Here is a 22151-nt window from a genome sequence, read left to right on the forward strand (position 1 = left end):
CCGCCATAAAAGTCAGCCAATACATAATTGTAAATCCACTCGTGACTGACTGGATAGCCTATTCGGGTGCAGATAGCCGATATTTGCTCCGGGCTCCAGTCCATCTCGAGCATCAGCTCTACAGCGTTTCGCGTATTCTCGCAAACCCTTTTGGGCTTTGGCTTTAAACGCCGTTTTAGCGTGCGCTCTTGAGCCAGTTGAGGGTCATAAGACCCACATAAACAGTTGTTACGTCGCAACTCTCGATGGACGGTCGAGGGCGCAATATTCAGCTTTCTTGCAATCTCTCGTTGTGAAAATTCTTCTGAGAGCAACGCAGAAATCTGGTATCGTTGTCCCTCGGTCAGCTGCCGATAACTCATGTTAGAGCTCACTTTTTTTGGTCGAAAAGTAAGACTACCACATGTGGGTAGCTGACCTCCTTCCGACCTATCCCATTACATGAGTGTTGCGGTTATTATCTGAATTCAGGAAATCCTTTATACGCTACTATGTTGACTACCAAAAACTAGAGTCTCAATTTTCTCTGTATGACGGTTCACACCGAGAGCTCGAGCAGCTTATAAAAAATAATATGAATGATTCAGGTTCTTATGAACACGTTCAGACGAGATACAGTGTAGTTAAAGATGGAGAAGACTCACACGTCGCATTGGTAACCGAGTTTCGAGGAGCTAATGCGTTTGGTGGTATTGTGAAACAAACAATTCATGCTAAAGCCGATCTCCAGACTGGAGAAATAATTGAAATTATCCAATAAGTTAAACAATAAGGCTACCCTTAATATTAAGGGGTGGCCACTTTTTTCAAATGGCAACCAGCTAATTTGGTCAAGAGGTTGCAAAAATATGCGAGTAGGTTAGTTTATTTGTATAAAAATTCCACTAACCATGGAATGGCATTAAATGAAACTCTCTAACGTTCTCTCGACAGTCAATCAATTTGAGAAATCCAAGTTTATTAACTTCCTAGATCGTATTTGTTCGGAGGCGAGTGCGCACGATAAAGAGCTCGCAAAGCAATTTAAGAATCTTGACGGTCAAATTAAGAACGCATCGAGTGGCGAGGTAACTCAGTTATTTAAGCTAGCACTGCCGCTTTATCAGAAAGAAGTAAAGTCACAACTGGCACTCAGTGGAGCACAGGCCGCACTTTTAGTAAATATTCTGAGCAGAGATGGAAATTGTGTAGCTCGTGTATCTTGGATTGAACAATTATACGCTCGAGAATGGAAACAAATTGATGCACAAGCAAAAGAGCTGCAGACGTTTTTTACAAGCACTGACAAATCAGATGCGTATGATGAACCTAAACGCCTTGCAATATATCATGCGTGTTTATACGAAGCGCTTCACAATGACGAGAGGGTGAATAGAGAGGGGAAAATCACCGATGAAGAACGCGGGATTTTAAACGTACTTGCTCATAAGCTTGATGTTACAGCTGATAACCGCGTTGCTATTGAGCATTTGATCGATCCAATACCAAAAACTGGCGTAGCAGAATGCTTAAACCAGCTACGAGAAATCGGTATTGTTTTTGTTTCGAAGAAGCATCAAACGGTCTATGTCCCTGACGAAATTGTTGCCTTGTTGCACCGTATTCAGTCCAAGGAACTGGCTGACAAGCATCTACTCAGAATTTTAAGAACCTTTTCAGATGCTGAACTTTCAAATGTTTTAAAGAACCATGATAAACGGATTCGTGGCGTCGACCGTGAAGACAAAATAGATACGGTTTTCAAAATGGGCTTATCCGTCAGCGATATTTTATGCAAGGACATGCATAATGAGCAGACGGCTCTCCCAGAAAGAAAAGATCGTCTGAAGCTACTGATTGATGACTTGCAACTTGCTGTAAATAAGTTGGGTTCTACGCTAGAAGAGCGGTGTAGTCTTATTATCCAGTCATTAAACTCATCAGCGGAGCATGAGTTTAATATTCTGTCCGCGACGGGTTATAAGTCACTTTTTGCTACGCTCAGTCAACATATGCCAAAGCTGCCGGCGATGTTAAAAACTGAGTTCGAGCTAGAGCCTAACCAAGAAATTGATGTTGAGAAGCTCAGAGCTTTAGCAATAACGCCTTACGATATTCTGTTTATGCTATCTAACGATCAAATTAAGGCACTGAAGTCGGAAATGTGCATTAGTCGCCGAGGTGACGCAAGGCAGGTTATCTTAGAGAGTTTCGCAGATGCAACGGATAAGTTAGTCGAGAACTATGAGGCTCTTGCCCGAAGAGATCTAGCTGAGTTAAAGCAAAAAAATATAGAAATTGCAGAGGCAGATATTGGTGTTAAGTTCGAAGAAGTCACAAAGGCTATATTCGAAGAGTTAGGGTTAGTCGTTGATGAGGATCTGCGACGAGACATTAATACTGCGAAGGACAAGGCTGATATTTTGTTATCGCTCAGCGAGGACGATATTATCATTGGTGAAGCGAAAACTTCTAAAAAAGGGGATTTTGCTAAATACTCAACAACCTCGAGGCAAGTAAAGGCCTATGTTTCACGCTGTGAAGCGGTGGGCAAACGCGTTGCCCAAGTGCTTATTGTTGCACCTAGTTTCTCGAATGACTTTGTTGAATCAGCTGAAATGGATACAGAGGTCAACATTTCTCTTCTGGAAGCTTCGGGACTAAAGAAAATACTGGAAGCGCATAAATCGCGCCGTAACCCTAAGTTTTCTGCCAAGCTATTTACTAAAGGCGGGCTATTAAAAGCAGACTTGATAGCAAAAAATATTTAGCCAAAAGGCTGATAAATCGAGCCATTGATAATGGCGATAACTTTGGTAGCACTTAATCTTAAGTTGTGAATCGATTGTGGACTTGCGCCAAAGGCGCAAGTTACGGGTCGAGGGCGAAATTTACAGGGGAAAGCCGCAAGTTACGGCCAAAGAAGCAAGTTATTCCTCAAACACCAAGCCATCGGGATCGGCGCCTAGCTCTTTTAATGCGTCCATTATGCCGTTGTTGAATGCATCGGGGCCGCAGACGTAAAAGTGCTGGTTAAAGTGGTTGATATGCTCGTTTAGAAAGGCTTTATCGATGTGTCCATCGATAAACAGGTGATCGCCGTTTGGTTTTTCGTGCGTGATGACATTGATGAATTGATCACCGAGTATTTGCTCGAATTCCTCTTTCAAAATAATGTCTTTTTCACCGCTATTCGAGAAGATGAGTCGGTTATTGCCAATTTCACCTTTGCGTGCCAAATCGCGAAAAATAGCGATAAATGGCGTGACACCTGCGCCACCTGCGATAAATGTACCTTCGCCTTTGTATTCGATGGCACCCCAAGGGTCTTCGATAATTAGCGAATCGCCTTTTTGCAACTGACCAATTTGTTCTGTGACGCCATCATGATCGGGATACACCTTAATCACAAACTCGAGCCACGGATCGCTGTTGAGCGACGTGAAAGTAAACGGGCGTTTCTCATCGCGCCAACCTTCTTTATCGATCGCGACCTCGGTAGCTTGTCCCGGGGTGAAATTATAATCGTCCGGCTTTTCTAATCGAATCCGTCTCACGTTGTGAGTGACTTCGGTAACATCGTTTACTTTTAATGTATGGCTCATGGTTTACCTCAATCTTTTTATAAGTGTCTATTATTTGTACACGAGATAAACCATGAAAAAGATCAAAATTACTCAACCGCCATATCAAACACTTGTACTGTGTCTAGAAACGGACCTCGGCTACCTGTGTTGCCGCCAATCACATAAATGCTGTCGTTAAATACTACGGCGGCAGTGTGACGTCGTCCGATATAGGGCAAATTCGTCGGTGTCCACGTTTGGTTAGTGCTGTCATATTTGAGTGCACGACTCAACGCCTCGTAATCGCCAAAGCTATACAGGTCACCTTGGTAGTTCACGACAGGATGAGCGCTCGTCACATCGGGAAGGTCAGTTAAAAAGTACCAACTGTCTTTGCTTAAGTTGTAGCATGCCGCTTTTGGCCATACTTGTACATCGTTGCAGACGCCGTTCCTCCGGTTAGATTTACCATGTCATCGATTTCAAGGCAAAGGCACAAAATCCTCGGCATCGCCGGGGATTTTTGGGAACGCCTGTTGCTGCCAACGTTCTTTGGCTGCTTCAAGCAGTTCTTTGTTACTCGCCACAAAGTTCCAATACATATACCGTGTGCCAATTGCGTCGCCGCCAACGAGTACAAGGTGGCTGTCAGCCAGCGTCGTGAGCGCGACACCCGTCGTATCACCAAATACACCCATATGGTGTTCAGCGAGTTCAGCTTTATTCACTTGTACTGAGCCTTTAACAACGTAGACCGCAAGCTCTTGTGCTTTGGGTAAAGCGAAGGTTTCGCCCGCTGCTAAATTAACCTCGATATAGAGTGTGTTTGAGAATGTCTTGACCGGTGAGGTCTTGCCATAGGCTTCACCGATCAATATTTTCGCATTGCCGCCTGTGATATCTGCTGAGGGGAGTTCGGCTTCGTCGTAGTGGTGAAAGCTGGGATCGCATTGTTCGTCGGCCTCGGGCAGCGCGAGCCATAGTTGCAACCCGTGCGCGCGGTGGGGCTGTTGTTTGACTTCCGGCGGTTGGCGCTCCGAATGCACGATGCCATGACCTGCTACCATCAAGTTGATGTCACCGGGCTTAACTGTGACATCGGTGCCGAGTGAATCCTTGTGCTGCAACTCGCCTTCAAACAAGTAAGTAACCGTTGCCAAACCAATATGTGGGTGAGGGCGCACGTCGATGCCTTCATCCTTGGCAAAGTCCGCAGGCCCCATATGATCAAAAAACACCCATGGTCCCACTGACTTCATGCCGCGCGACGGCAAAATACGCTTCACTTCAAACCCACCGATATCACGTCCCCGCGGATCGATAATGCGTTTTAACGCCTCACACCCCGATATCGCTTTACACTCACCCTCTAAAGATTTGGCTAGATTGCTCATAATGGCTCCAATGTTACGCGCGGTATTAAGTCAATTTGTTAAACCTAACCGATCTCTGTATAGTTCGCCAAAACAATAACTTAAAAGATATTCAAAAATGATTGCTATGCACATGACCCTTTCAGGTCGCCTTATTCCGCCGCTCGGTATGTTTGCTTTGTTGGGTTTAGCTGTCGCGATAGGTGCAGGTGCATCGATATACGCCGCCGATTGGCTCGTTTACCCCATGCAATGGACAGCAGAGTTTTTGTATACCGTTGAGCTCATGTTCAGTAGTTTACTGCATTTAGCTGGTTTAACGGATGATATTTCGGGGTCGTATTACTCATTTGCGCGAGAAGAAAACGCCGGTATTTTTGCTGGTAGCCTGTATATTGCGACCGAGATCCTGTACTTAGTCGCTGTAGTCGTGTTGGCAACGCGCGCAGCGGTCGAAACACAGGCTAAGTCGGCAAAGTCGACTGCTCCTAAAAAGTCGGTCTCGCTGTATTTACTGTTGAACATTGCGTACACCGTTGCCTTTTTCTACTGGATAATGTTCGACCTTCAATACGCGCGGAACTACCAAGAGGCGTTGTTAGGGCCCTTGCGCGAGCAGGCAAACAACCTGTCTAGCATATTTATCGCGACGTGGAGTTGGAAACTCATCTTGTTTATCCCGCTGCAGTTGGCACTGATTATCGGTGTTTGGCGTAATAGCCCTTGGTTTAAAACGCTTTTTGCTAGTTATCTACTATTTGATGTGGCGTATTACGGCTTGCTGACGGGTTTAACAACAAGTTCACATTCGGGTTTATTTGTCAGCATTGTCGCATTATTATTGTTTACGCCGTATTTGTTGACCTCACAAAAACGAGGCTGACCTTTTTACGAGTCAGCCTGCGTTTATGATTTAACTTTGCGCAAAAGTTAGAATAGCATTTTCATCATTGACGTTTGCTACCAATAGTTTATGCATTTTTGCGGCATTGATCGCATCGGTATAGGCTGTATAAAATTCGTTTTTAGTTGGTTTCTCTACAGCTAAAAGCATGCAATTACTAATTATTATACCTTCGTTGTTTAAACGCGTAAGTCTGTCGACCCACTGTTTGGTATGCTCATAAGCCGCCAAGGGGGTTTTACGTTCAAACGCAATTGGCTTGATAGCCTCTAAACCTTTGTTGGTTTTTCGAACGAAAGGTAATCGGAAAGAGCCTAGATTAGTGTTTAGCTCTTTTTGTCCGAAACCAGAAATATTCTTGGTTTTGAACAATGTTCGAATATTTCGCTCCAACACGGTTTCGCGATACTGTTCAGTTAAGAAACGACGTTCAACATAATGTTCAAAAAGGTTATTCAGCTTCTCATCAACATTGTTGACTATAGCTGTACTTACTTTACCAAAGTAAACCACGCCTTCGCGGTGGCGAGTTAGTTCATCAAATAGATCGGCTGTTCTTTTACCTGGATTTTCATAAGCGAACTGCTTTAAACGGTTTAATTCTGCGTTGACCATCTCAATTGCTTTACCAAATAGACGACCGTCAAGGTCATCAAAAAATTGGTTTATTCGAGCAAACCGTTTTCTAGCAAGTTTAAACTCTATTTTACCCTTATCAGGTGCACACACTACTATACCGATATTCGCAAACTCCTGAGTCTCTGCAAACGGCATGAAACGCACAGTAGCGTACATACATAGTGTTTTCATGTTATCTGCCTCCAGAAGCTATCTTCAAATATTTGATCCAATATTAACCGAATTTGACTAAAGTAGTCATCACTTGGTTCCCAGTCTTTTGGGACTTCCTTAAATATTTGGTCGATTTTATCGATGCAAGAATCAGCTTTTGATTGAAAATAGTCTTTTGAAGGCAGGTTACGTTGCTCAATCCAAGCGTCTGAACCCAAATGAGAGCTTTTAAACTCATCTAGTTTGAAATTCATATCAAAGGCCAAATTATGATCCAACGCCCAAAATTTGGTTTCTGCAGGTTGGTAGAAAAGGTTTGGGTTGCCACCTATAGCTGACAGGGTTCGATCTTCATTACGGACCCATAGGTCGAAGATAAATAATTCTGAAGCCAATGACTTTCCTTGATTGGTAAGTAACTGGTACGTAATGGGTTGTAACCCTTCAATGAATTCTGATGCAAATGCGACTCCCTCGCCAAGAGAGTTGCTAGCAGCATCATTGTATCTGAGAAGAAGGTGATCGATATAAGCAGTCTCAAATTGAGGTACGGGTAGCCCAAATAGTCTAGCAAGGTGGGCACTGATGAACTCAGCAATCAGCTGTCGATTCGTGGTAGCCTGACCTTTTACTACGTAGCTCTTCCCATCATCTGCTAAGCAAAGGAAAGGGTTTGTTGCACCTTGTTCGATGGGTCTTAGAATGTCAGTTATTTCAATCATAGACAGTCGTTTTTCTCCAGTAACGGATTTTACCGTACCCCTTAATTATATGAATAACAAACTAATTCGGCTTTTCTTTGTTAGCTTTACTTTAATACAGAAATAAATCATCCTAGCGTAAAAATGATAGCGTAAAGCAATACAGTGTCTTCTTATTTTAGATATGTTTGCAAAAATGTTAGCGCTGCTTGAAACTGGCAAACCATGTCCGAAAACATCGCATACTATTCAAAATATGCCGAGTCACTAGCTGATAATTATAATCGCGTGCCGTTTGAGTCGGTCCATAAAGGCTGGCTACATGCGTTGCCAGAGCAGGGCATGGTGCTTGATGTAGGGGCGGGCTCAGGGCGTGATGCGCGCTATTTGGCTGCACGCGGCTTAAATGTCGTCGCGGTAGAGCCCGCGCACGGGATCCGCGAAGTCGCGCAGCAATATACCGTCAATAGTGCCGTACGTTGGATAGCCGACAGCCTGCCCGATTTAACTAAAGTCTTTGCGCTGCAAACCAAATTTGACCTGATCCTACTCAGTGCGGTGTGGATGCATATCCCATCATCGACTCGCGAGCGCAGCCTGCGCAAATTAAGTAGCTTATTAAAGCCCAATGGTAGGTTGGTGATCTCGCTGCGTCACGGTGCCTGTCACGATGAGCGTACGATGTACCCTGTTTCGGCGGACGAGCTGGCGCAACTGGCGAGTCATTACGGCCTAACCTTTGAATTACTGACCCCTGAGCAACAAACCGATGAGTTAGGTCGCGATGATGTGAGTTGGCAGACGGTCATGCTGACGCTGCCAGATGACGGCACGGGGGCGTTTCCGCTACTCCGCAATATCGTTGTGAATGACAATAAAACATCAACGTATAAAGTTGCGTTGTTGCGCAGCTTGCTCCGCATTGCCGAAGGTCATCCGGGCGCTGTGTTGGAGCAAACAGACGACCACATCGCACTCCCTGTGGGATTGGTGGCATTGTATTGGCTAAAACTGTACAAGCCCTTAGTCGATCATTATGGCATGCATCAAAGCACTAATAGCGGTAAAGGGCTTGGCTTTGTGAAACCCCACGGCTGGCAATTACTCAGCGACCGCAGTGCAGAGGATTTTAGTATTGGCGCTCAGTATCGCGATGAGGATATTGTGCAGCCGCTGTACCGAGCCTTAAAAGATATTGCTTCAACGATTAAAAACATGCCCGCCAAATACATCACCATCCCGGGCTCGGGTAATGCTGTGTTTGCAGTTGAGCTGAATCGCACGCAAAAGCCAAAGCGAAACCTCACCTTAGACTTACCATTTTTAAGTGCGTTGGGTACCTTTTATGTGCCCAAGCACATTTGGGATTCATTAACGCGTTTTAGCGTTTGGATTGAACCTGCGCTGGTGAATGAATGGGCGGCGCTCATGGCAAGTTATGCGCCGAATAAGCAAAAGGCATTTAACCGAAGCGATTATTTAGTAGCGCTCGATTGGAAAGACGACACACGAACCACAACACGGGTGCGTCAACGCATCAACACATTGCTGGCAGAGGATAAGGTGCATTGTTGTTGGACCGGTAGACCGATTAAGCCTAACCGCTATGCTGTTGATCATGCGTTTCCCTTTGCCCGGTGGCCCAATAATGACCTTTGGAACCTGTTGCCCAGCCAAGCCAAAGTCAACTTAGAGAAATTAGATAGGTTACCCAGTCGCGAACGATTGAGCACCGCAAGAGAATTGATTCTGACGTGGTGGCAGCAGGGCTGGCAGATAAATAAAAGTGAATTTTTTACTCAAGCCAACCTGGCGCTGCCCAATTTAAGCCACCACAACCAAAGCTTTGATGATGTATTTGAAGCGTTGGCGCTACAGCGGGATAGAATTAAAGATATCCAGCAATTAGCGGAGTGGTGAAGTGAATTTAGTTAATAACAGCAGGAAGTTACATGGAAAGTGATGTATTTGATAGAAAAAGCACGACTTGTCCTATTATCAGTGACGCTAGATACCATTTAATTATCGGTTTAACGCTATGCTGGGGCTTCATCATAAACTGGTGGATAGTGACCCATATCGAAACAGAATCGATTTCTAATATTAACCCATGGCTGTTTTTTCTAGGTTACTTTGCGTCGTGCTTTTATGGCGTTTACTTGTTTAACAAATCAAGAAAACCATTGGTGAGCTTTATTGGCTATAACTTTGTGGTTGTTCCTTTTGGCTTAATCGTTAACCTTGTTGTGAGTCAACATGATCCCGACGTCGTGGCTGAAGCCATCCGAGTAACGGGTATGGTCACTATAGGCATGATGTGCTTGGGCGCGTTGTTTCCTGTCTTCTTCAAAAAGATTTCCGGTGCACTCACCGTAGCGCTCTTGCTTGTGATTGTCGTAGAGCTTATCGAAGTGTTTATATTTGGCGTGCACCACGAAGTGCTTGATTGGGTCGTTGCACTAATATTCTGCGGCTACATTGGCTACGACTGGGGCAGGGCGTGCCAGATACCTAAAACCGTCGACAACGCGATTGATAGCGCAGCGGCGCTTTATATGGATATTATTAATTTGTTCCTGCGTATTTTACGCATACTGGGGCGGAAGTAAGGGGGACCTTCACTTCAAAAGCCGTTGGTAACGATGCACGTTACTTAATAACCTAAGCAACAGCGATCGGTGAATAAGGAATTATAAATCGTGGAAGTAAGACTAGACGACTTAAGCGATGGCAAAGTGATCGCATTGCTTGAGGAACATTTAAGAGATATGTACGCCACTTCGCCAGCTGAAAGCGTGCATGCACTTAAAATTCATGAATTAAAAGCACCCGATATCACGTTTTTTAGTGCACGCGAGAATCAACAACTCGCCGGGTGTATTGCAATTAAGCGTTTAAACCAAGATTCAGCAGAAATAAAGTCGATGCGCACCGTTTCGACACACCGAAACAAAGGGGTAGCATCCAAGCTGTTAGCGCATGTACTCGACTTCGCAAAACAAAACAGTTACAAGACCATTGGTTTAGAAACAGGTACACAAGATTATTTCTTACCTGCTCGAAACCTCTACGCCAAATTCGGCTTTACAGAGACAGGACCGTTTGGCAGCTACAAGCTCGATCCAAGCAGTTATTTTATGCAGCGAGTGTTGTGAACAGTCCAAATGTTGAAAGGATAGATGCGTGAAACATTTTCTTCTAAGAACGATAAAAATAGGTATTGTTTTAAATCTGCCACCGCTATTTTTAAAACTCATGCTGTTAGCTAAACTCGATATTTTCCCCTTTATTTTTTCGGCATTGCTATGGGCAAATATTCCACTTCAGTACCTAGGCATTGGCTCGTTATTTGACTCCAGCCAGCTCACTTGGGGAAAGTTTGGTGTCAGCCAAGCATCGCCGATTGTTTGGTCGGCTATTGTATTGTTCTGGCTGATCGTAGCGGCGCTTATTAGCTATGTCAGTTTGCTAGGGAAAGTAAGACTTGAACGGACTTACTAGTTTCTTCGCCAGTGAAAAAGCGCTTGATAAACTTCCTTAGTCAAACGAATGGAATAAGCTCTGATGCATTGTTCAAACGTAAACGTCCGGTGTTGGCAATGAGCTGTAGGTCAGCTATGAGAGAGGAACGGACAATGCCTAAAACATGCCTTTATTGGGGGCTACGCCAAAGGTAGAAATAAAGTGATTGGAATGATTTAATAACCTCTTTAGCAGCGAACTTGAAAAGCATTCTTATCGCTATCTCACTATTATTAGTCCATTACCTGGAATTATGTTGACTATGGAGACTCGCCGATGACATTCAGAGTAGCGATTTGGCATGCTGCCTTTGCATTCACCTTTTTCATTACCTTGGTGGATGGAGTAGATGCTAAAGACATTTCTCAATTGCCTCACATCGAGCGGGTCGACACGAGGATCAATAATCTGATGGAAGAGGGACATTTCCCTGGAGTAGCAGTCACCGTAATGCGCGCAGGTCAGACTGTGCATATAAGCACCCACGGCATGGCAAACCTCAGTCATGAAATACCCGTAACCACACAAACTGTTTTCGAGATTGCATCTTTAACTAAACAGATGACTGCCTTAGCGGTGATGACATTGGTGGAGGAAGAGCGTTTGAGCCTTGACGACCGACTCGTCGAGTGGATTGACGACGCGCCCTCAGCTTGGGACAAGATTACCGTAGCCCAGCTTTTGAGCCACACAGCCGGACTTACCCATCGATTCGAACGGACGGTGAACGATGTACTCCTCCTCGAGTACTCGCGTGACGACATGCTGACGTCAGCAAAAAACACGTCTATGCTCGCTGAGCCAGGTACCGATTGGAACTATTCTGACCAGGGATACTTTTTGCTGGGTATCATTATTGAAGAGGTGACTGAGCAATCGTATGCAAACTACATGCAGGAAAATTTCTTTCGCCCCCTGGGTATGGAACAGACACACTTCTTAGATCAGCGGAAGATTGTACCGCACTTGGCAAAGGGCTATGCTTGGAATAACGGTGAGCTACAACGAAATCGACGAGTTTGGCAGTTCTCTTTGACGTCGCATTTTGGTGTGATGTCCTCACTTGAAGACTTGAGTCGTTGGGAAGCGGAACTTTCAAACCCGAAGCATATAAATCAGAACGCGCTGGAAGCAACATGGCAGATTCAACGTTCGTTCGATACTGGCCGACAATGCGACACTTGGGGTTACGCCCGTGGCTGGCAAGCTCAGATCGTGAATGGGCGCCGTATCCTTAATCATGGTGGTTATTCCGGTACGGCTTATATTAGAGATGTCGACACTGGACTGTCGGTTATCGTGCTGACTAATCGTGAAGATACACCAAATGCAATGAATCCTCTCTCGCTAGCGTGGCAAGCAGCTAACGCTGTTGACTCCTCCATTCCGAGCGGCGGCTACAAGTGTTGGGAGTAGGATAAATAATCGCAATCAGCGATATTGGAGACCTTGAAGAGCGGATTTGAAGAACGGCGGGTTTGAGCGATGAACGGCTCCTTGGGCTTGTTAATATTTCTAATGGCGAACACTATACTTCTAGCCTTTCTGTTGTATTGTGTATTTAAGTCGTTTAATGTCGATTCCTTAATGAAAAAGTTAAGTATTTTCCGTAGGTTGTGTGCAACAAAGGAGTTTACAACCGTACTATTTACAACCGTACTAAAGGCACACAAACATCTACATGGAGGGTTTTATGACAAAAACAGCTTTAGAAAAGCATAGTTATTTTTTAGCCATTGTGTTCGCGCTTTTGGGGATAGTTGGCATAGTAGATTATTTATACAAATACTCATTCCACACTGAAGACTTATTAAAGGGACTTGGTTTCTTGCTCATGGCACCTTTTGCCTATTTTTATCCCAGCATTGATGGCGTCAAGAAAGCATCGACTAGCACTCATGCTGTACTCTGGTCAAAGTACCTTTCTTACGTTGGGATTGCACTTGCCACTGCTGGATTTATATTCCAGTGGCTGTAACCCCTAACAACTCACTCAAGCTAACCAGCCATACAGCTTAAACTCATTTCTGCCAAATAAGCGCGACTCTACTGGAAGCTCTTAAGGCGTTGTTGTTTATTGTGGGCAGCGCTCCTATCACATGTGTCATATCTAAATTTGATTTTCATGTTTGTTATTGGTATTACTAATTTGCTGATCAAAATCCTGATAAACAGCATGTGATACCTAAAACAAGGAACTCAAAAATGAATAAGAAAAAAGTATGGGGTAGCCTGCCTGCACTGCTTATGGTCTCTACTTTCTTCTTTACACATGCATCTGCGCAACAGCGTGAGGGGTGGATCGAAATACACGCTGATAGGTTTGATAGGGTCGAGGCGTTTTTTTTAGAAAATGGCTGCGAGTTTTATCAAAATGCAGCGTTTATTTACGACAGTGGGTCCGCACGCTTCATCAGTAAGGCTGAGGTTAAAGAGGTACTGCCTGCAGATGCGGATCTGTTTATGGAACACGGTTGCTCAATTGAGGTATCCCCCAAGGCGCTGAGTCAGGTATTAAGTTACGACAAGCGCATTCCTGAAAACACCAAGGTCATTCTATTTTTTGATTTGGCGGTTGCTCAAGATGGCAGCTCGGTCATACATATGCTATCTGACGATCTCAAATCGGCTTATAAGGCGCGCCTAGCCGGTTTATCCAAGATTAATAAGTTCGAGAAGTATAAAGTCGTGACTTCCTTAACTGGCTACAACCAATAAGTGCTGACGTTATGCTAACCATACCTTCGCGAAAATCGAAACTGCAAAAGTGGCTTATTATCGCCGTGTCTTGCTCCGCGCTTGCACTTGTATTTTGGGGGCTCAGCAGTGCGGTTGCGTCGTTAAGTCAAAATTCGGTGCTGAATCCAAGTCAACTTGAGGTGGATACGGGTGCCGTTAAACGCTCGGTTGCGGCATATGGTCGGTTGCGCCCAAGAAATAGCAGTACGGTTATTGCAGAGGTGAGTGGCACGATTGAAACGATTCATCAGTACCCTGGCGAACATATTGAGCAGTCTGAGCTAATTATCACGCTGCGCAATCCGTCGTTAATGCGGCAGCTTGATACGGCTGAACTGGCGGTTCTTCGTGCTCAGGCAAATTTAGAGTCCACCGAGGCTCAATTGTATGAGCGTCGCATTACGCTCGAGAACGATCTGGCGCTAATGGAAAGCGAAATCACCTTTGCACAGAAGGAGTTAGAGACGAAAGCCTTTTTGCTCGAAGAGGCGATCGTCGCCAAGCTTGATTACATGCGCTCAGAGACCAGCTTAGAGCAAACTAAGTTAAAGCATCAGTTGCAGCAACGTAAGCTAGATGCTTTTGAGAAGTCTAAGCAGGCTGAGTTAAAGGCGGCTCAATATCAGCTCAAAGAGGCAGAAAAAGAGCTGGAAATGGTTCGGTATGATATTCAACAACTTAATGTGACTGCCAAGCGGGCTGGCATTCTTAATGAGTTGGGTACGAGCTTAGAGGTCGGTAGCTCGATTGAGCGCGGGCAGACACTCGCACAGGTAACGGAACCGTCTCATTTATATGCCGATTTGCTGATCTCGGCGCAAGACGCTAATCAGGTTGTGCCATCTCAGCACGTCACGGTTAATATTCGCGATACTGTGGTCAATGGCGAAGTACTTAGGGTTTATCCCAGTGCCGAGAATAATCAGGTTCGCCTTGAGGTTAAGTTCAGTGAGGCGTTGCCCGAATCGGCACGGCCGAACTTAGATATTTCGGCTGAGATAGCAACGCAACAACTCACAGGAGTGACTCGTTTACCTATCTTTGAGGCGGTCACGCGCAATCACTCGATGCTCGATGTGTTTGTACTACGTGATAATCGCTACGTGCGGCAGCAGGTGCGGCTCGGGCTGATGGGCAACCAATACATTGAGGTGTTGAGTGGTCTTAAAGCGGGCGATCGTGTGCTGATCAATGTGCCTGAAGCGTATCAGTCTGCAACAGAAATACCTATGAGCGAGTTAGAACATGGCTGAATTGCTTAAGCTAGACAAGGTTACACGGGCATTTAGTGATGGCACGCAACAGGTCATGGCGCTAAGCAATGTGAGTTTCTCGGTCAGTGAGGGCGAAACACTGGCGATTGTTGGGCCCTCGGGTAGCGGTAAATCAACGCTTTTATCGATCTTAGGCTTGTTGGATAGAGGCTATAAAGGCACCTACACAATAAGCGATACCAATGCGGCAGCATTGGATAATCAACAGCTCGCACACCTTAGAAACCGTGAGATTGGCTGGGTTTTTCAGAATTTCAATTTAATCAGTCACTTAAGTGTGCTTCATAATGTCGTGTTGCCGATGCGCTACAACCGCGAGATCGACAAACGGGCATATCACCAACGCGCATTGGCGGTGTTAGACAGTGTTGGGTTAAAAGATAAGCTGGACGCAAAGCCGAGTCAGCTATCAGGGGGGCAGCAACAACGCGTTGCAATAGCACGCGCTTTGGCGAATCAACCCAGTTTGGTGCTCGCCGACGAGCCGACCGGTAACCTTGACTCGAAAACAGGGAATATGATTTCTGAGTTACTCATGTCGTTGGCTCAAGCGGGCACGACCGTAATTATCGTGACTCACGATGATAAGGTCGCGGCGAAGTGTGATACGCAAATTCGTTTAAAAGACGGAACCATCGCGCATGGTGAGTAGTCGGCTACTGTTTGACTTACTCTGCGAATGGAACCGCTGGGCGGGTCAGCGCGGTAAAGTGTTAATCCTCATTGTTGGTTTCAGCCTCATTAGCTTTGTGTTTGCTATGGTTCTGCGTTTGGGCGACGTGTTGTTTTTTGAGAACCCCGATTGGGTCGGCAGTGAAGCCGACTTTTACACCCTTTCATCGGTGTATGATGATGGTCGGCAAGCGGGCGTAAGTCAGCAAACCATAGCGTCATTAAAGGATTTACCCTATGTCACCGATGTTGCTTGGCTGCGCACACGCACGTTTGACTTTCGATCCAATGATTACGCTCTTTACCAACCGCTTGCATTAGTATTCGAACCTCACCTTGTTGACTTGTTGCAGCTTGAGTTCCCAGCGACCGACAAGCGTTCGACTGGCGTGTGGTTGACACAGCGTTACTGGCGAGAGGCGTTTAATAGCGATCCAGAGGTGGTTGGCAAATATTTAACGCATGAAAAGCTGTCCAACAGCGTGCCGATTCGTGGTGTTTTACCTCAGCAATTTAATCGCATCGGTCCGTGGTCACCAGACATCTTATTGCCTGCCGATTACTTACGTTATGTCACCCCCTTTGCGCCAAGCAGTACGCTGATGATCGACCGATTTTTGCGTTCAGTGCCGGAGTATTACGGATTTTTTAAGACGCGTCGTCCAATTGATGTCGAACGCCTCTCGCAGGAAATGCGCAACAATGATTTTTCGGTTCAAGGTATGCAAGTTGAAAGTCATGGCGGTGAACTGAACATTTTTAACGGCATTATGCTCGATCAGAAGTCGGCGACAATGCTTAAACAGCTTTGGACCTTTAGTGTTTTATTGGTTATTGCATTGGTGAGCATTTTTTCTTTAAACGCGTTTATGAGTTTTTCGAATCGTAATTTATTACTGGCCGACGAGTATCGTGTGTTACAAACCATAGGCGCACAACCTATTGATTTGGTGCGTCCCGTTATTGTCGCGTCGGTCATTAAAATGGGTATTATCGCGTTGATATCATTGGGTCTGAATGTGTTGGCGAGCCATTTCATAAGTATGAACGTTCACGTTACACGACTCGACCTTTTTAGTTTAGACGGAAAGTATCCCTATTATTGGGCACTCAGTTTGGTGTTTATCACGCTGATTTACGCAACTGCGATTATTTTTCCGTTAATGAGCTTGCGTAAAAAGACATTATTCAGTCGCGTTATGGGGACTAATCGGGGCTACAAACAATTGTTGGTGGGGCAAGGCAGTCTTATTTTTCAGCTCTCTATTGCCATTATTGCCACGATTGCCGCGATTCAAATCAGCAAACAACAACTCGCACTGTTTGCGCCGTTTAATTTTAATACCTCAGTGCAACAGGTGGTGATTAATCATCATGGTGGTCGTTTGCCGATTGAATCCATCGAGGATGTTCGCAACGATGATACCAACAATGCGTTGGCGTTATCAGTCGCCCCGTTTGATAAACCGCAAACGCTCAGTGTCGGCGCACGTGAATTGGGTTTTGAGCGCGAGTTCGAAGTGCACTATGTCTCGCAGAATTATTTTAACCAACTCTCGGCGCAAGTTTCAGCCGATACGCGAGACTGGAAGAGTGGGGTGGTGATTAACCGAACGGCACAACAGTTTTTGGCTGAAAACCGATTTAATATACGCGCAACGCCGTTGTATCTTGGCAAGATTCTCGGCTCGCATCGTATTTTCGGTGTCGTCGATGATATTCCCCATGGAGGACGGTTTAAGCGCGATCAGCCCACATTGTATTTACCGTTGAGTACCGTGTTCTCAACACCTCAATCCTACACGCTGTACCTTGACGAACGGATGGATGTGTCGAGCTCGGGTGCCTTACAGAATTATCTCGATACCCATTTGGTTGATGCGCAGATCACATCATCATCCACGCTTAAAGCGGTTATTGATGCGCAAGAGGCGCGCGCGCAGCAGCTTTTTTATTTTTCTATTTCGGTGGTGATTATTACCTTGTTCGGTATAGCCTTAACGCTGGGGTATCAAGTGCGCTCGCGACTCCAGCTAGAAAAAGCCGATTATGGTGTTTTAATTGCCATTGGTGCGCCGTTTAACGCACTGCTGATTAAAGCATGCAAGCCAATCGCCATGGGCTTTGGTGCCGCTGTTATCGTGACGTTCGCAGGTTACATGCTGCTAGTTCACTTGGGCTACTTGCACCACGTTAACTTAGCGAGTGCTATCAACTTAATCGCACTAGTCTTGGTTGGATTAATTACCCTCAGTGCCGTTGTATTGCCATTACTTAAACTCACTCGTAGCCAAGTGATTGACTTAATAAAGCAAGAGTAGCCACTCGTCTTAGCTACAGCGCCTCCTTGACACAATAATTTCAGCATTCTGTCATTTATCCGCACCTGAATTGTCATCAAAGCCACCTATCTTCTGCGCAGACTTTTCAAACGGATGATTGGATATGAAATACACTTTTACACGCAACGTGATTACGCGCGCATTGGTTTTGGCGTTACCCGTTTTGGCTTCGTTGCCGGCGCTGAGTTATGCCCAAGACGAACAACGAGACAATGCCCAAGATAAACTCGAACGAATTGAAGTCACTGCGCAAAAACGCACGCAGTCGATAGTGGATGTGCCTGCGAGCATTTCGGCGTTTGATGGTAAGCGCTTAGAAGAGCTCGGTTTGAGTGAGTTGGATATGATCTCGAATCTCACGCCAGGCTTGGTGATTCAGGAGCAAAGTCCTAACAACCCGGGCTTTGTGATCCGCGGGATTACCTCCGATAGCGGCTCGTCACAAATTTCTCCGCGTGTTTCGATTTACTACAACGGCGTTGATGTGTCGCGTTCACGTGGCTCTTATTTTGAGCTGTTTGATATTGAGCGTGTAGAAGTGGTTAAAGGACCTCAGGCGACTTTATTTGGTACCGCAGCAGCGGTGGGTGCCATTAGTGTGATTACCCGCAAGCCAGATGATTTTGATAATGCCGAGTTGGCATTGGGCGCAGGCAACTTATCGCAGCGTCGTGCGGACGGTTTTATTAACTTGGCGGGCGATGATCTGAAAGGGCGCTTAGCATTCAGTTATCGTGAGCGTGATGGCTACATTGATAACATCGCACCTGAGCAAGATGATATGAATGGTATTGAACGTACGGGCGCGCGCCTTTCGTTACGTTATACACCAAGCGATGCGGTCACTGCCGACTTTATCTACAGCTACGAAAAGAACGATGACACGGGTACTGCGTTTAAAAACGGTATTTATGCGCCAACCGGTGGTGATACCAGCCCCTATAGCTTTGTTGAAATGACTGGCTCACCTTACTCGGAGGATGCACTCGGTGCGCCTAAGTTGGGTCTTGATCGCACCATTGATGACTTCAACTTAACAGTAGACTGGCGTTTAAATGAAAGCACCACCTTTACATCGGTCACCGGTTATCGTGAATTTGATTCGTTAGAAATTTTTGATGCAGATGGCACTCAAGCGTGGTTCTTGGAGTTTGCTGAAGATGCGCAAGGCGAGCAGTGGAGCCAAGAACTACGCTTTAGCCATACATTGGATAACGCGTTTATTCTTTGGGGCGCTAACTATTTCAGCGAAGAAGGCTCTCAACGTGTGCCATTTAGCACCGAGGAATCGATCTACTTTAACTGTTTGGGTGCGTTAGGTACTGGGCTGCCGTGTATTAATGAAGACGGTAGCGTCAATTTGCTTACACCGGTACTAACCGGCGGAGCACTCAATGAAATTGCGTACCAAGGCAGCTACACCAATATGGGTGATAACCGTTCTTGGTCGGCTTTCTTTGATGTAACTTATGATATCAGCGACGAACTCACTGTTTCGGGTGGCCTGCGATATATTGATGAGTCACGCGAAAGCGGCTTTGCGGCCGTCATGCCCAATAGCCAATTACTGACCTTACTGGGGCAGCCTACACAACCCTTGCTACCGACGGTTTCTGCCGGAGGTGCGGTATTGAGTGACTCGGGTGACGACAGTGCGTTACTCCCGCGATTCAATGTGTTGTACGCTCTCAATAACGATACCAATTGGTTCGCGACCGCATCTAAAGGCCAACGTTCGTTTGTCGTGGATGTGAGTTCAACACTTAACGAGCAGGGCGAGGTGGTTGCCGATTCGTCCGAGATACCCGCTGAGACGATTTGGAACTACGAGACTGGTATCAAAGGTAACTGGGCCGATGCAGTTAACTACAGCGCCTCGATCTTTTATCAGGACTATTCAGATTTTCAGGTTACCTTGCAGGATGAAGCCGGTAACTTTTATACCGATAATGCAGGTGATGCGACCAACTGGGGTGTTGAAACTGAATTTACCGCGTACCTCTCTAATCAGCTCGAGCTCTTTGGTCATGTCGCCTATTTGGATGCGCAGATTGATGACGATGCGAATAACGGGCAGTTAGCGGGCAACCGATTTAGATTACAACCCGAGTGGACATCCAGCTTAGGTCTGATGAACGATATGATGGTGAGCGATGGTTTGATGTTGCGTAGCTCTTTAGTTGCGACTTACCGCTCTGAGATTTTCTTTGAGCCTGCGAACGCGCCGATTGCTGGTATTCCAATTAAGGAAGACGCCGTCACTCTATTAAATGGCAGCGTTGGCTTGTACGACGAACAGGCGGGTTGGAGCTTAGTACTGAAGGGCAGCAACTTACTTGATAAAGAGTATCTTGTTGATGCCGGCAACACGGGCGGTAGCTTCGGTAATCCGACGTTTATTGCTGGACCCAGCCGCTTAGTTTACCTCGAGTTTCGTCAGCGTTTCGAATGGTAAGCATGACAAACAAAAAAGCCGGTGCGTGCATGGAAGCGCTTACCGGCTTTTTCTTTTTGAGCTGCGTGACTAACCGCGGAATTGCGCTCGGTGTGTCCCGCTTAGCTGATAATCTTTTGATTTAATGGTATCAACGAATCGCCATTCGTTATCAATGGCATCTTTACTGATCTGAGTGACCATATAGCCGCGCTCATGCAAGTTGGTGTATTGCAGATCATTGATAACAGTCGGCAATGCCTGCGCCAATTTTTTTGCGGTGGCGTCATCAAGACCAAGATAAGTTTCCATTCCGGGCGATGATACTGAACTGGTACCAAACTCCACGCCGACCTGCTCACCGGTATGCGTCGTGAGGTGGTTGTGCCAGGCATTATGCGTATCGCCTGCTAAGACGACGATCTTTTTGCCCATTTGTTTTACCTGCTGAAACAACACTTCGCGCTCCATTGCATAGCCATCCCACGCATCGAGGTTATATGGCGTGACGGTGTCAATGTAGCGTTGCTGTTGCTCAGTGAGTTGTTGGCCGTTGGCACGCGCTTGCTTTAGCTGGGCGGCATTGAGCAGTTTATTGGCGATGGTGGAGCGATCTTTCGAACCAATAATGGCAGCGGGGAAGTTCATGCGTGCCATCAACAGTTGCTGCCCGAGGATCTGCCAGTGCGCATTTGATTGCGCCAACTGATTGACCAACCATTGCAGTTGTTTTTTACCTAAGATACTGCGATCGCTTTGCATGGCCGCCTGAAAACCTTGGCTATCGAACTCGCCGGTGCTTGCGTCGGTAAAGTCGGCGTACGATAACTGCTTATCACGACCAATAATGCGGGTGTCTAACATGATCAGATTGGCGAGGTCACCGAGCTCAAACGAACGGTAAATTTGTAGGCTAGCATCACCTTGTGGCGGGCGAATCGGCATCCACTCATAATAGGCTTGAATGGCTGCCGCACGGCGTTGATAAAAATCACCTTCGGTTTCGGGTTGGTGATTTTGTGCACCGTCGGTGTAGGTATCGTTGGTGATCTCGTGATCATCCCACACCACGATAAACGGTTTGGCGGCATGCAGTGCCTGCAAGCCCTCATCTGTTCGATACAGTGCGTAGCGTCGACGATAATCATCAAGCGAGATGATTTCTTTATTGTTGTTATCCGGGAAGGTGCGACCAATGCGCTCGGCATCATCGTAGCCATAACCACCTGCGCCGTATTCGTAGATGTAGTCGCCTAAATGCAACACAAAATCGATTGTGTCATCTTGGCTTGCGTGATGATAGGGGTTAAAAAAGCCAGCCGGATAGTTGGAGCAAGAAAACACCCCTAGACGAATGGCATCAATGCCTTGTTTAGGTAAGGTGACGCCTTCGCCGATGGCTGAGTATTGACCATTGCCAACAAAGCGGTAATACAGTGCCATGCCAGCGGGTAACTGCTGGACATCGACCTTCACGGTATAGTCGCGGCGAGCAGAGGTCGTTGCGGTACCGCTACGAATAATGTCGCTAAAACTCGGATCACGCGCGACTTCCCAACCGACGGTGATAACAGGCTTAGCGCTTGCTTTCGGAACAGCACGGGTCCATAGCATCAGTGCGTTTGTAGTTGGGTCACCACTCGCCACACCGTGGGTGAAGTCAACGGCGTCCGCGTTATCGGCACGCACGAGCGATGAACAACCACCTAATGCAGTGGATACGGTTACGGCGGCTCCTGCCGAGGCGACCACTTTTAAAAAGCGTCGACGATTGATATCAAGCATTGCAAACTCTCCCTTTTTTCTGCGTGATAGCAGATTAGCGAGGCAGTGTGACAATGCGGTGACAGATT

Annotated in this window: 20 protein-coding genes; 13 read left to right on the plus strand and 7 right to left on the minus strand. The window is 46.2% G+C overall.

Annotated features, from left to right (window positions below):
* On the minus strand, window positions 1-362 hold a 362-nt coding region (locus DFP83_RS02605; RefSeq protein ID WP_146228802.1), incomplete at its 3' end, for a helix-turn-helix domain-containing protein.
* A 543-nt stretch (window positions 363-905) separates the two neighbouring features.
* Between DFP83_RS02605 and DFP83_RS02615 the strand changes: the two genes are divergently transcribed.
* Window positions 906-2750, plus strand: coding sequence for a hypothetical protein (locus DFP83_RS02615; protein WP_110572898.1), 1845 nt, complete (start codon window positions 906-908; stop codon window positions 2748-2750).
* A gap of 159 nt (window positions 2751-2909) precedes the next feature.
* Here DFP83_RS02615 and DFP83_RS02620 read toward each other — a convergent pair whose 3' ends face one another.
* From DFP83_RS02620 to DFP83_RS02630, 3 genes are all read right to left on the minus strand, one after another.
* A complete protein-coding gene (locus DFP83_RS02620; RefSeq protein ID WP_110572900.1) occupies window positions 2910-3584 on the minus strand; it encodes an FAD-binding oxidoreductase in 675 nt (224 codons plus the stop codon).
* 68 nt (window positions 3585-3652) lie between these two features.
* Window positions 3653-3904 carry a Kelch repeat-containing protein gene (locus DFP83_RS02625; protein WP_110572902.1) on the minus strand — a complete coding sequence of 84 codons (252 nt, stop codon included), beginning with the start codon at window positions 3902-3904 and terminating at the stop codon, window positions 3653-3655.
* Window positions 3905-4027: 123 nt separating this feature from the next.
* Entirely contained in the window at window positions 4028-4939 is a 912-nt protein-coding gene (locus DFP83_RS02630; RefSeq protein ID WP_110572904.1) for a pirin family protein, read from the minus strand.
* A 106-nt stretch (window positions 4940-5045) separates the two neighbouring features.
* On the opposite strand from DFP83_RS02630, the gene DFP83_RS02635 reads away from it, so the two are divergent.
* On the plus strand, window positions 5046-5801 hold the full coding sequence (locus tag DFP83_RS02635; protein WP_126753142.1) for a hypothetical protein: 756 nt from the start codon (window positions 5046-5048) through the stop codon (window positions 5799-5801).
* 30 nt (window positions 5802-5831) lie between these two features.
* Here the strand turns inward: DFP83_RS02635 and DFP83_RS02640 are convergent, their stop codons facing one another.
* Window positions 5832-6632, minus strand: coding sequence for a DUF3037 domain-containing protein (locus tag DFP83_RS02640; protein ID WP_110572908.1), 801 nt, complete (start codon window positions 6630-6632; stop codon window positions 5832-5834).
* The gene (locus DFP83_RS02645; protein WP_181416356.1) at window positions 6629-7336 is read right to left on the minus strand and encodes a HipA family kinase; all 708 of its coding nucleotides are present in this window, start codon (window positions 7334-7336) and stop codon (window positions 6629-6631) included. Before DFP83_RS02645 ends, DFP83_RS02640 begins: the two co-directional genes overlap by 4 nt.
* Window positions 7337-7540: 204 nt before the next feature.
* Here DFP83_RS02645 and DFP83_RS02650 point away from each other — a divergent pair, with 204 nt between their 5' ends.
* The 11 genes from DFP83_RS02650 to DFP83_RS02700 all read left to right on the plus strand — a co-directional run bounded on the left by DFP83_RS02650 (window position 7541) and on the right by DFP83_RS02700 (window position 20319).
* Window positions 7541-9235 (plus strand): class I SAM-dependent methyltransferase, encoded by a 1695-nt coding sequence (locus tag DFP83_RS02650; RefSeq protein ID WP_110572910.1) that lies wholly within the window; start codon window positions 7541-7543, stop codon window positions 9233-9235.
* 32 nt (window positions 9236-9267) lie between these two features.
* Window positions 9268-9924 (plus strand): Bax inhibitor-1 family protein, encoded by a 657-nt coding sequence (locus DFP83_RS02655; protein ID WP_110572912.1) that lies wholly within the window; start codon window positions 9268-9270, stop codon window positions 9922-9924.
* Between the two features lie 90 nt (window positions 9925-10014).
* Window positions 10015-10470, plus strand: a complete 456-nt coding sequence (locus DFP83_RS02660; RefSeq protein WP_110572914.1) for a GNAT family N-acetyltransferase — start codon at window positions 10015-10017, stop codon at window positions 10468-10470.
* 28 nt (window positions 10471-10498) lie between these two features.
* A complete protein-coding gene (locus tag DFP83_RS02665; RefSeq protein WP_110572916.1) occupies window positions 10499-10816 on the plus strand; it encodes a hypothetical protein in 318 nt (105 codons plus the stop codon).
* A 297-nt stretch (window positions 10817-11113) separates the two neighbouring features.
* A complete protein-coding gene (locus DFP83_RS02670; RefSeq protein WP_110572918.1) occupies window positions 11114-12253 on the plus strand; it encodes a serine hydrolase domain-containing protein in 1140 nt (379 codons plus the stop codon).
* Window positions 12254-12530: 277 nt separating this feature from the next.
* Window positions 12531-12815, plus strand: a complete 285-nt coding sequence (locus DFP83_RS02675) for a hypothetical protein (protein WP_110572920.1) — start codon at window positions 12531-12533, stop codon at window positions 12813-12815.
* 227 nt (window positions 12816-13042) lie between these two features.
* Window positions 13043-13555 carry a hypothetical protein gene (locus DFP83_RS02680; protein ID WP_110572922.1) on the plus strand — a complete coding sequence of 171 codons (513 nt, stop codon included), beginning with the start codon at window positions 13043-13045 and terminating at the stop codon, window positions 13553-13555.
* An 11-nt stretch (window positions 13556-13566) separates the two neighbouring features.
* Window positions 13567-14829: an efflux RND transporter periplasmic adaptor subunit gene (locus tag DFP83_RS02685; protein ID WP_110572924.1), complete on the plus strand. Its 1263-nt coding sequence runs from the start codon at window positions 13567-13569 to the stop codon at window positions 14827-14829.
* Window positions 14822-15502 (plus strand): ABC transporter ATP-binding protein, encoded by a 681-nt coding sequence (locus DFP83_RS02690; protein ID WP_110572927.1) that lies wholly within the window; start codon window positions 14822-14824, stop codon window positions 15500-15502. The genes DFP83_RS02685 and DFP83_RS02690 overlap by 8 nt, the downstream gene beginning before the upstream one ends.
* Window positions 15492-17843, plus strand: a complete 2352-nt coding sequence (locus DFP83_RS02695; RefSeq protein ID WP_110572929.1) for an ABC transporter permease family protein — start codon at window positions 15492-15494, stop codon at window positions 17841-17843. The genes DFP83_RS02690 and DFP83_RS02695 overlap by 11 nt, the downstream gene beginning before the upstream one ends.
* 124 nt (window positions 17844-17967) lie before the next feature.
* A complete protein-coding gene (locus DFP83_RS02700; RefSeq protein WP_110572931.1) occupies window positions 17968-20319 on the plus strand; it encodes a TonB-dependent receptor in 2352 nt (783 codons plus the stop codon).
* A gap of 69 nt (window positions 20320-20388) precedes the next feature.
* On the opposite strand, the gene DFP83_RS02705 is transcribed toward DFP83_RS02700, so the two are convergent.
* A complete protein-coding gene (locus tag DFP83_RS02705) occupies window positions 20389-22083 on the minus strand; it encodes an alkaline phosphatase D family protein (protein ID WP_110572934.1) in 1695 nt (564 codons plus the stop codon).
* Window positions 22084-22151 lie beyond the last annotated feature (68 nt).

Source organism: Idiomarina fontislapidosi (assembly GCF_003226255.1).
GTDB classification, from domain to species: Bacteria; Pseudomonadota; Gammaproteobacteria; order Enterobacterales; family Alteromonadaceae; genus Idiomarina; species Idiomarina fontislapidosi.

What these genes read in the sequence shown, in the direction of transcription:
- DFP83_RS02615 (WP_110572898.1), top strand. Translation starts at nt 906, where the DNA reads ATGAAACTCTCTAACGTTCTCTCGACAGTCAATCAATTTGAGAAATCC.
- DFP83_RS02620 (WP_110572900.1), bottom strand. Translation starts at nt 3,584, where the DNA reads ATGAGCCATACATTAAAAGTAAACGATGTTACCGAAGTCACTCACAAC.
- DFP83_RS02630 (WP_110572904.1), bottom strand. Translation starts at nt 4,939, where the DNA reads ATGAGCAATCTAGCCAAATCTTTAGAGGGTGAGTGTAAAGCGATATCG.
- DFP83_RS02635 (WP_126753142.1), top strand. Translation starts at nt 5,046, where the DNA reads ATGCACATGACCCTTTCAGGTCGCCTTATTCCGCCGCTCGGTATGTTT.
- DFP83_RS02640 (WP_110572908.1), bottom strand. Translation starts at nt 6,632, where the DNA reads ATGAAAACACTATGTATGTACGCTACTGTGCGTTTCATGCCGTTTGCA.
- DFP83_RS02645 (WP_181416356.1), bottom strand. Translation starts at nt 7,336, where the DNA reads ATGATTGAAATAACTGACATTCTAAGACCCATCGAACAAGGTGCAACA.
- DFP83_RS02650 (WP_110572910.1), top strand. Translation starts at nt 7,541, where the DNA reads ATGTCCGAAAACATCGCATACTATTCAAAATATGCCGAGTCACTAGCT.
- DFP83_RS02655 (WP_110572912.1), top strand. Translation starts at nt 9,268, where the DNA reads ATGGAAAGTGATGTATTTGATAGAAAAAGCACGACTTGTCCTATTATC.
- DFP83_RS02670 (WP_110572918.1), top strand. Translation starts at nt 11,114, where the DNA reads ATGACATTCAGAGTAGCGATTTGGCATGCTGCCTTTGCATTCACCTTT.
- DFP83_RS02675 (WP_110572920.1), top strand. Translation starts at nt 12,531, where the DNA reads ATGACAAAAACAGCTTTAGAAAAGCATAGTTATTTTTTAGCCATTGTG.
- DFP83_RS02680 (WP_110572922.1), top strand. Translation starts at nt 13,043, where the DNA reads ATGAATAAGAAAAAAGTATGGGGTAGCCTGCCTGCACTGCTTATGGTC.
- DFP83_RS02685 (WP_110572924.1), top strand. Translation starts at nt 13,567, where the DNA reads ATGCTAACCATACCTTCGCGAAAATCGAAACTGCAAAAGTGGCTTATT.
- DFP83_RS02690 (WP_110572927.1), top strand. Translation starts at nt 14,822, where the DNA reads ATGGCTGAATTGCTTAAGCTAGACAAGGTTACACGGGCATTTAGTGAT.
- DFP83_RS02695 (WP_110572929.1), top strand. Translation starts at nt 15,492, where the DNA reads ATGGTGAGTAGTCGGCTACTGTTTGACTTACTCTGCGAATGGAACCGC.
- DFP83_RS02700 (WP_110572931.1), top strand. Translation starts at nt 17,968, where the DNA reads ATGAAATACACTTTTACACGCAACGTGATTACGCGCGCATTGGTTTTG.
- DFP83_RS02705 (WP_110572934.1), bottom strand. Translation starts at nt 22,083, where the DNA reads ATGCTTGATATCAATCGTCGACGCTTTTTAAAAGTGGTCGCCTCGGCA.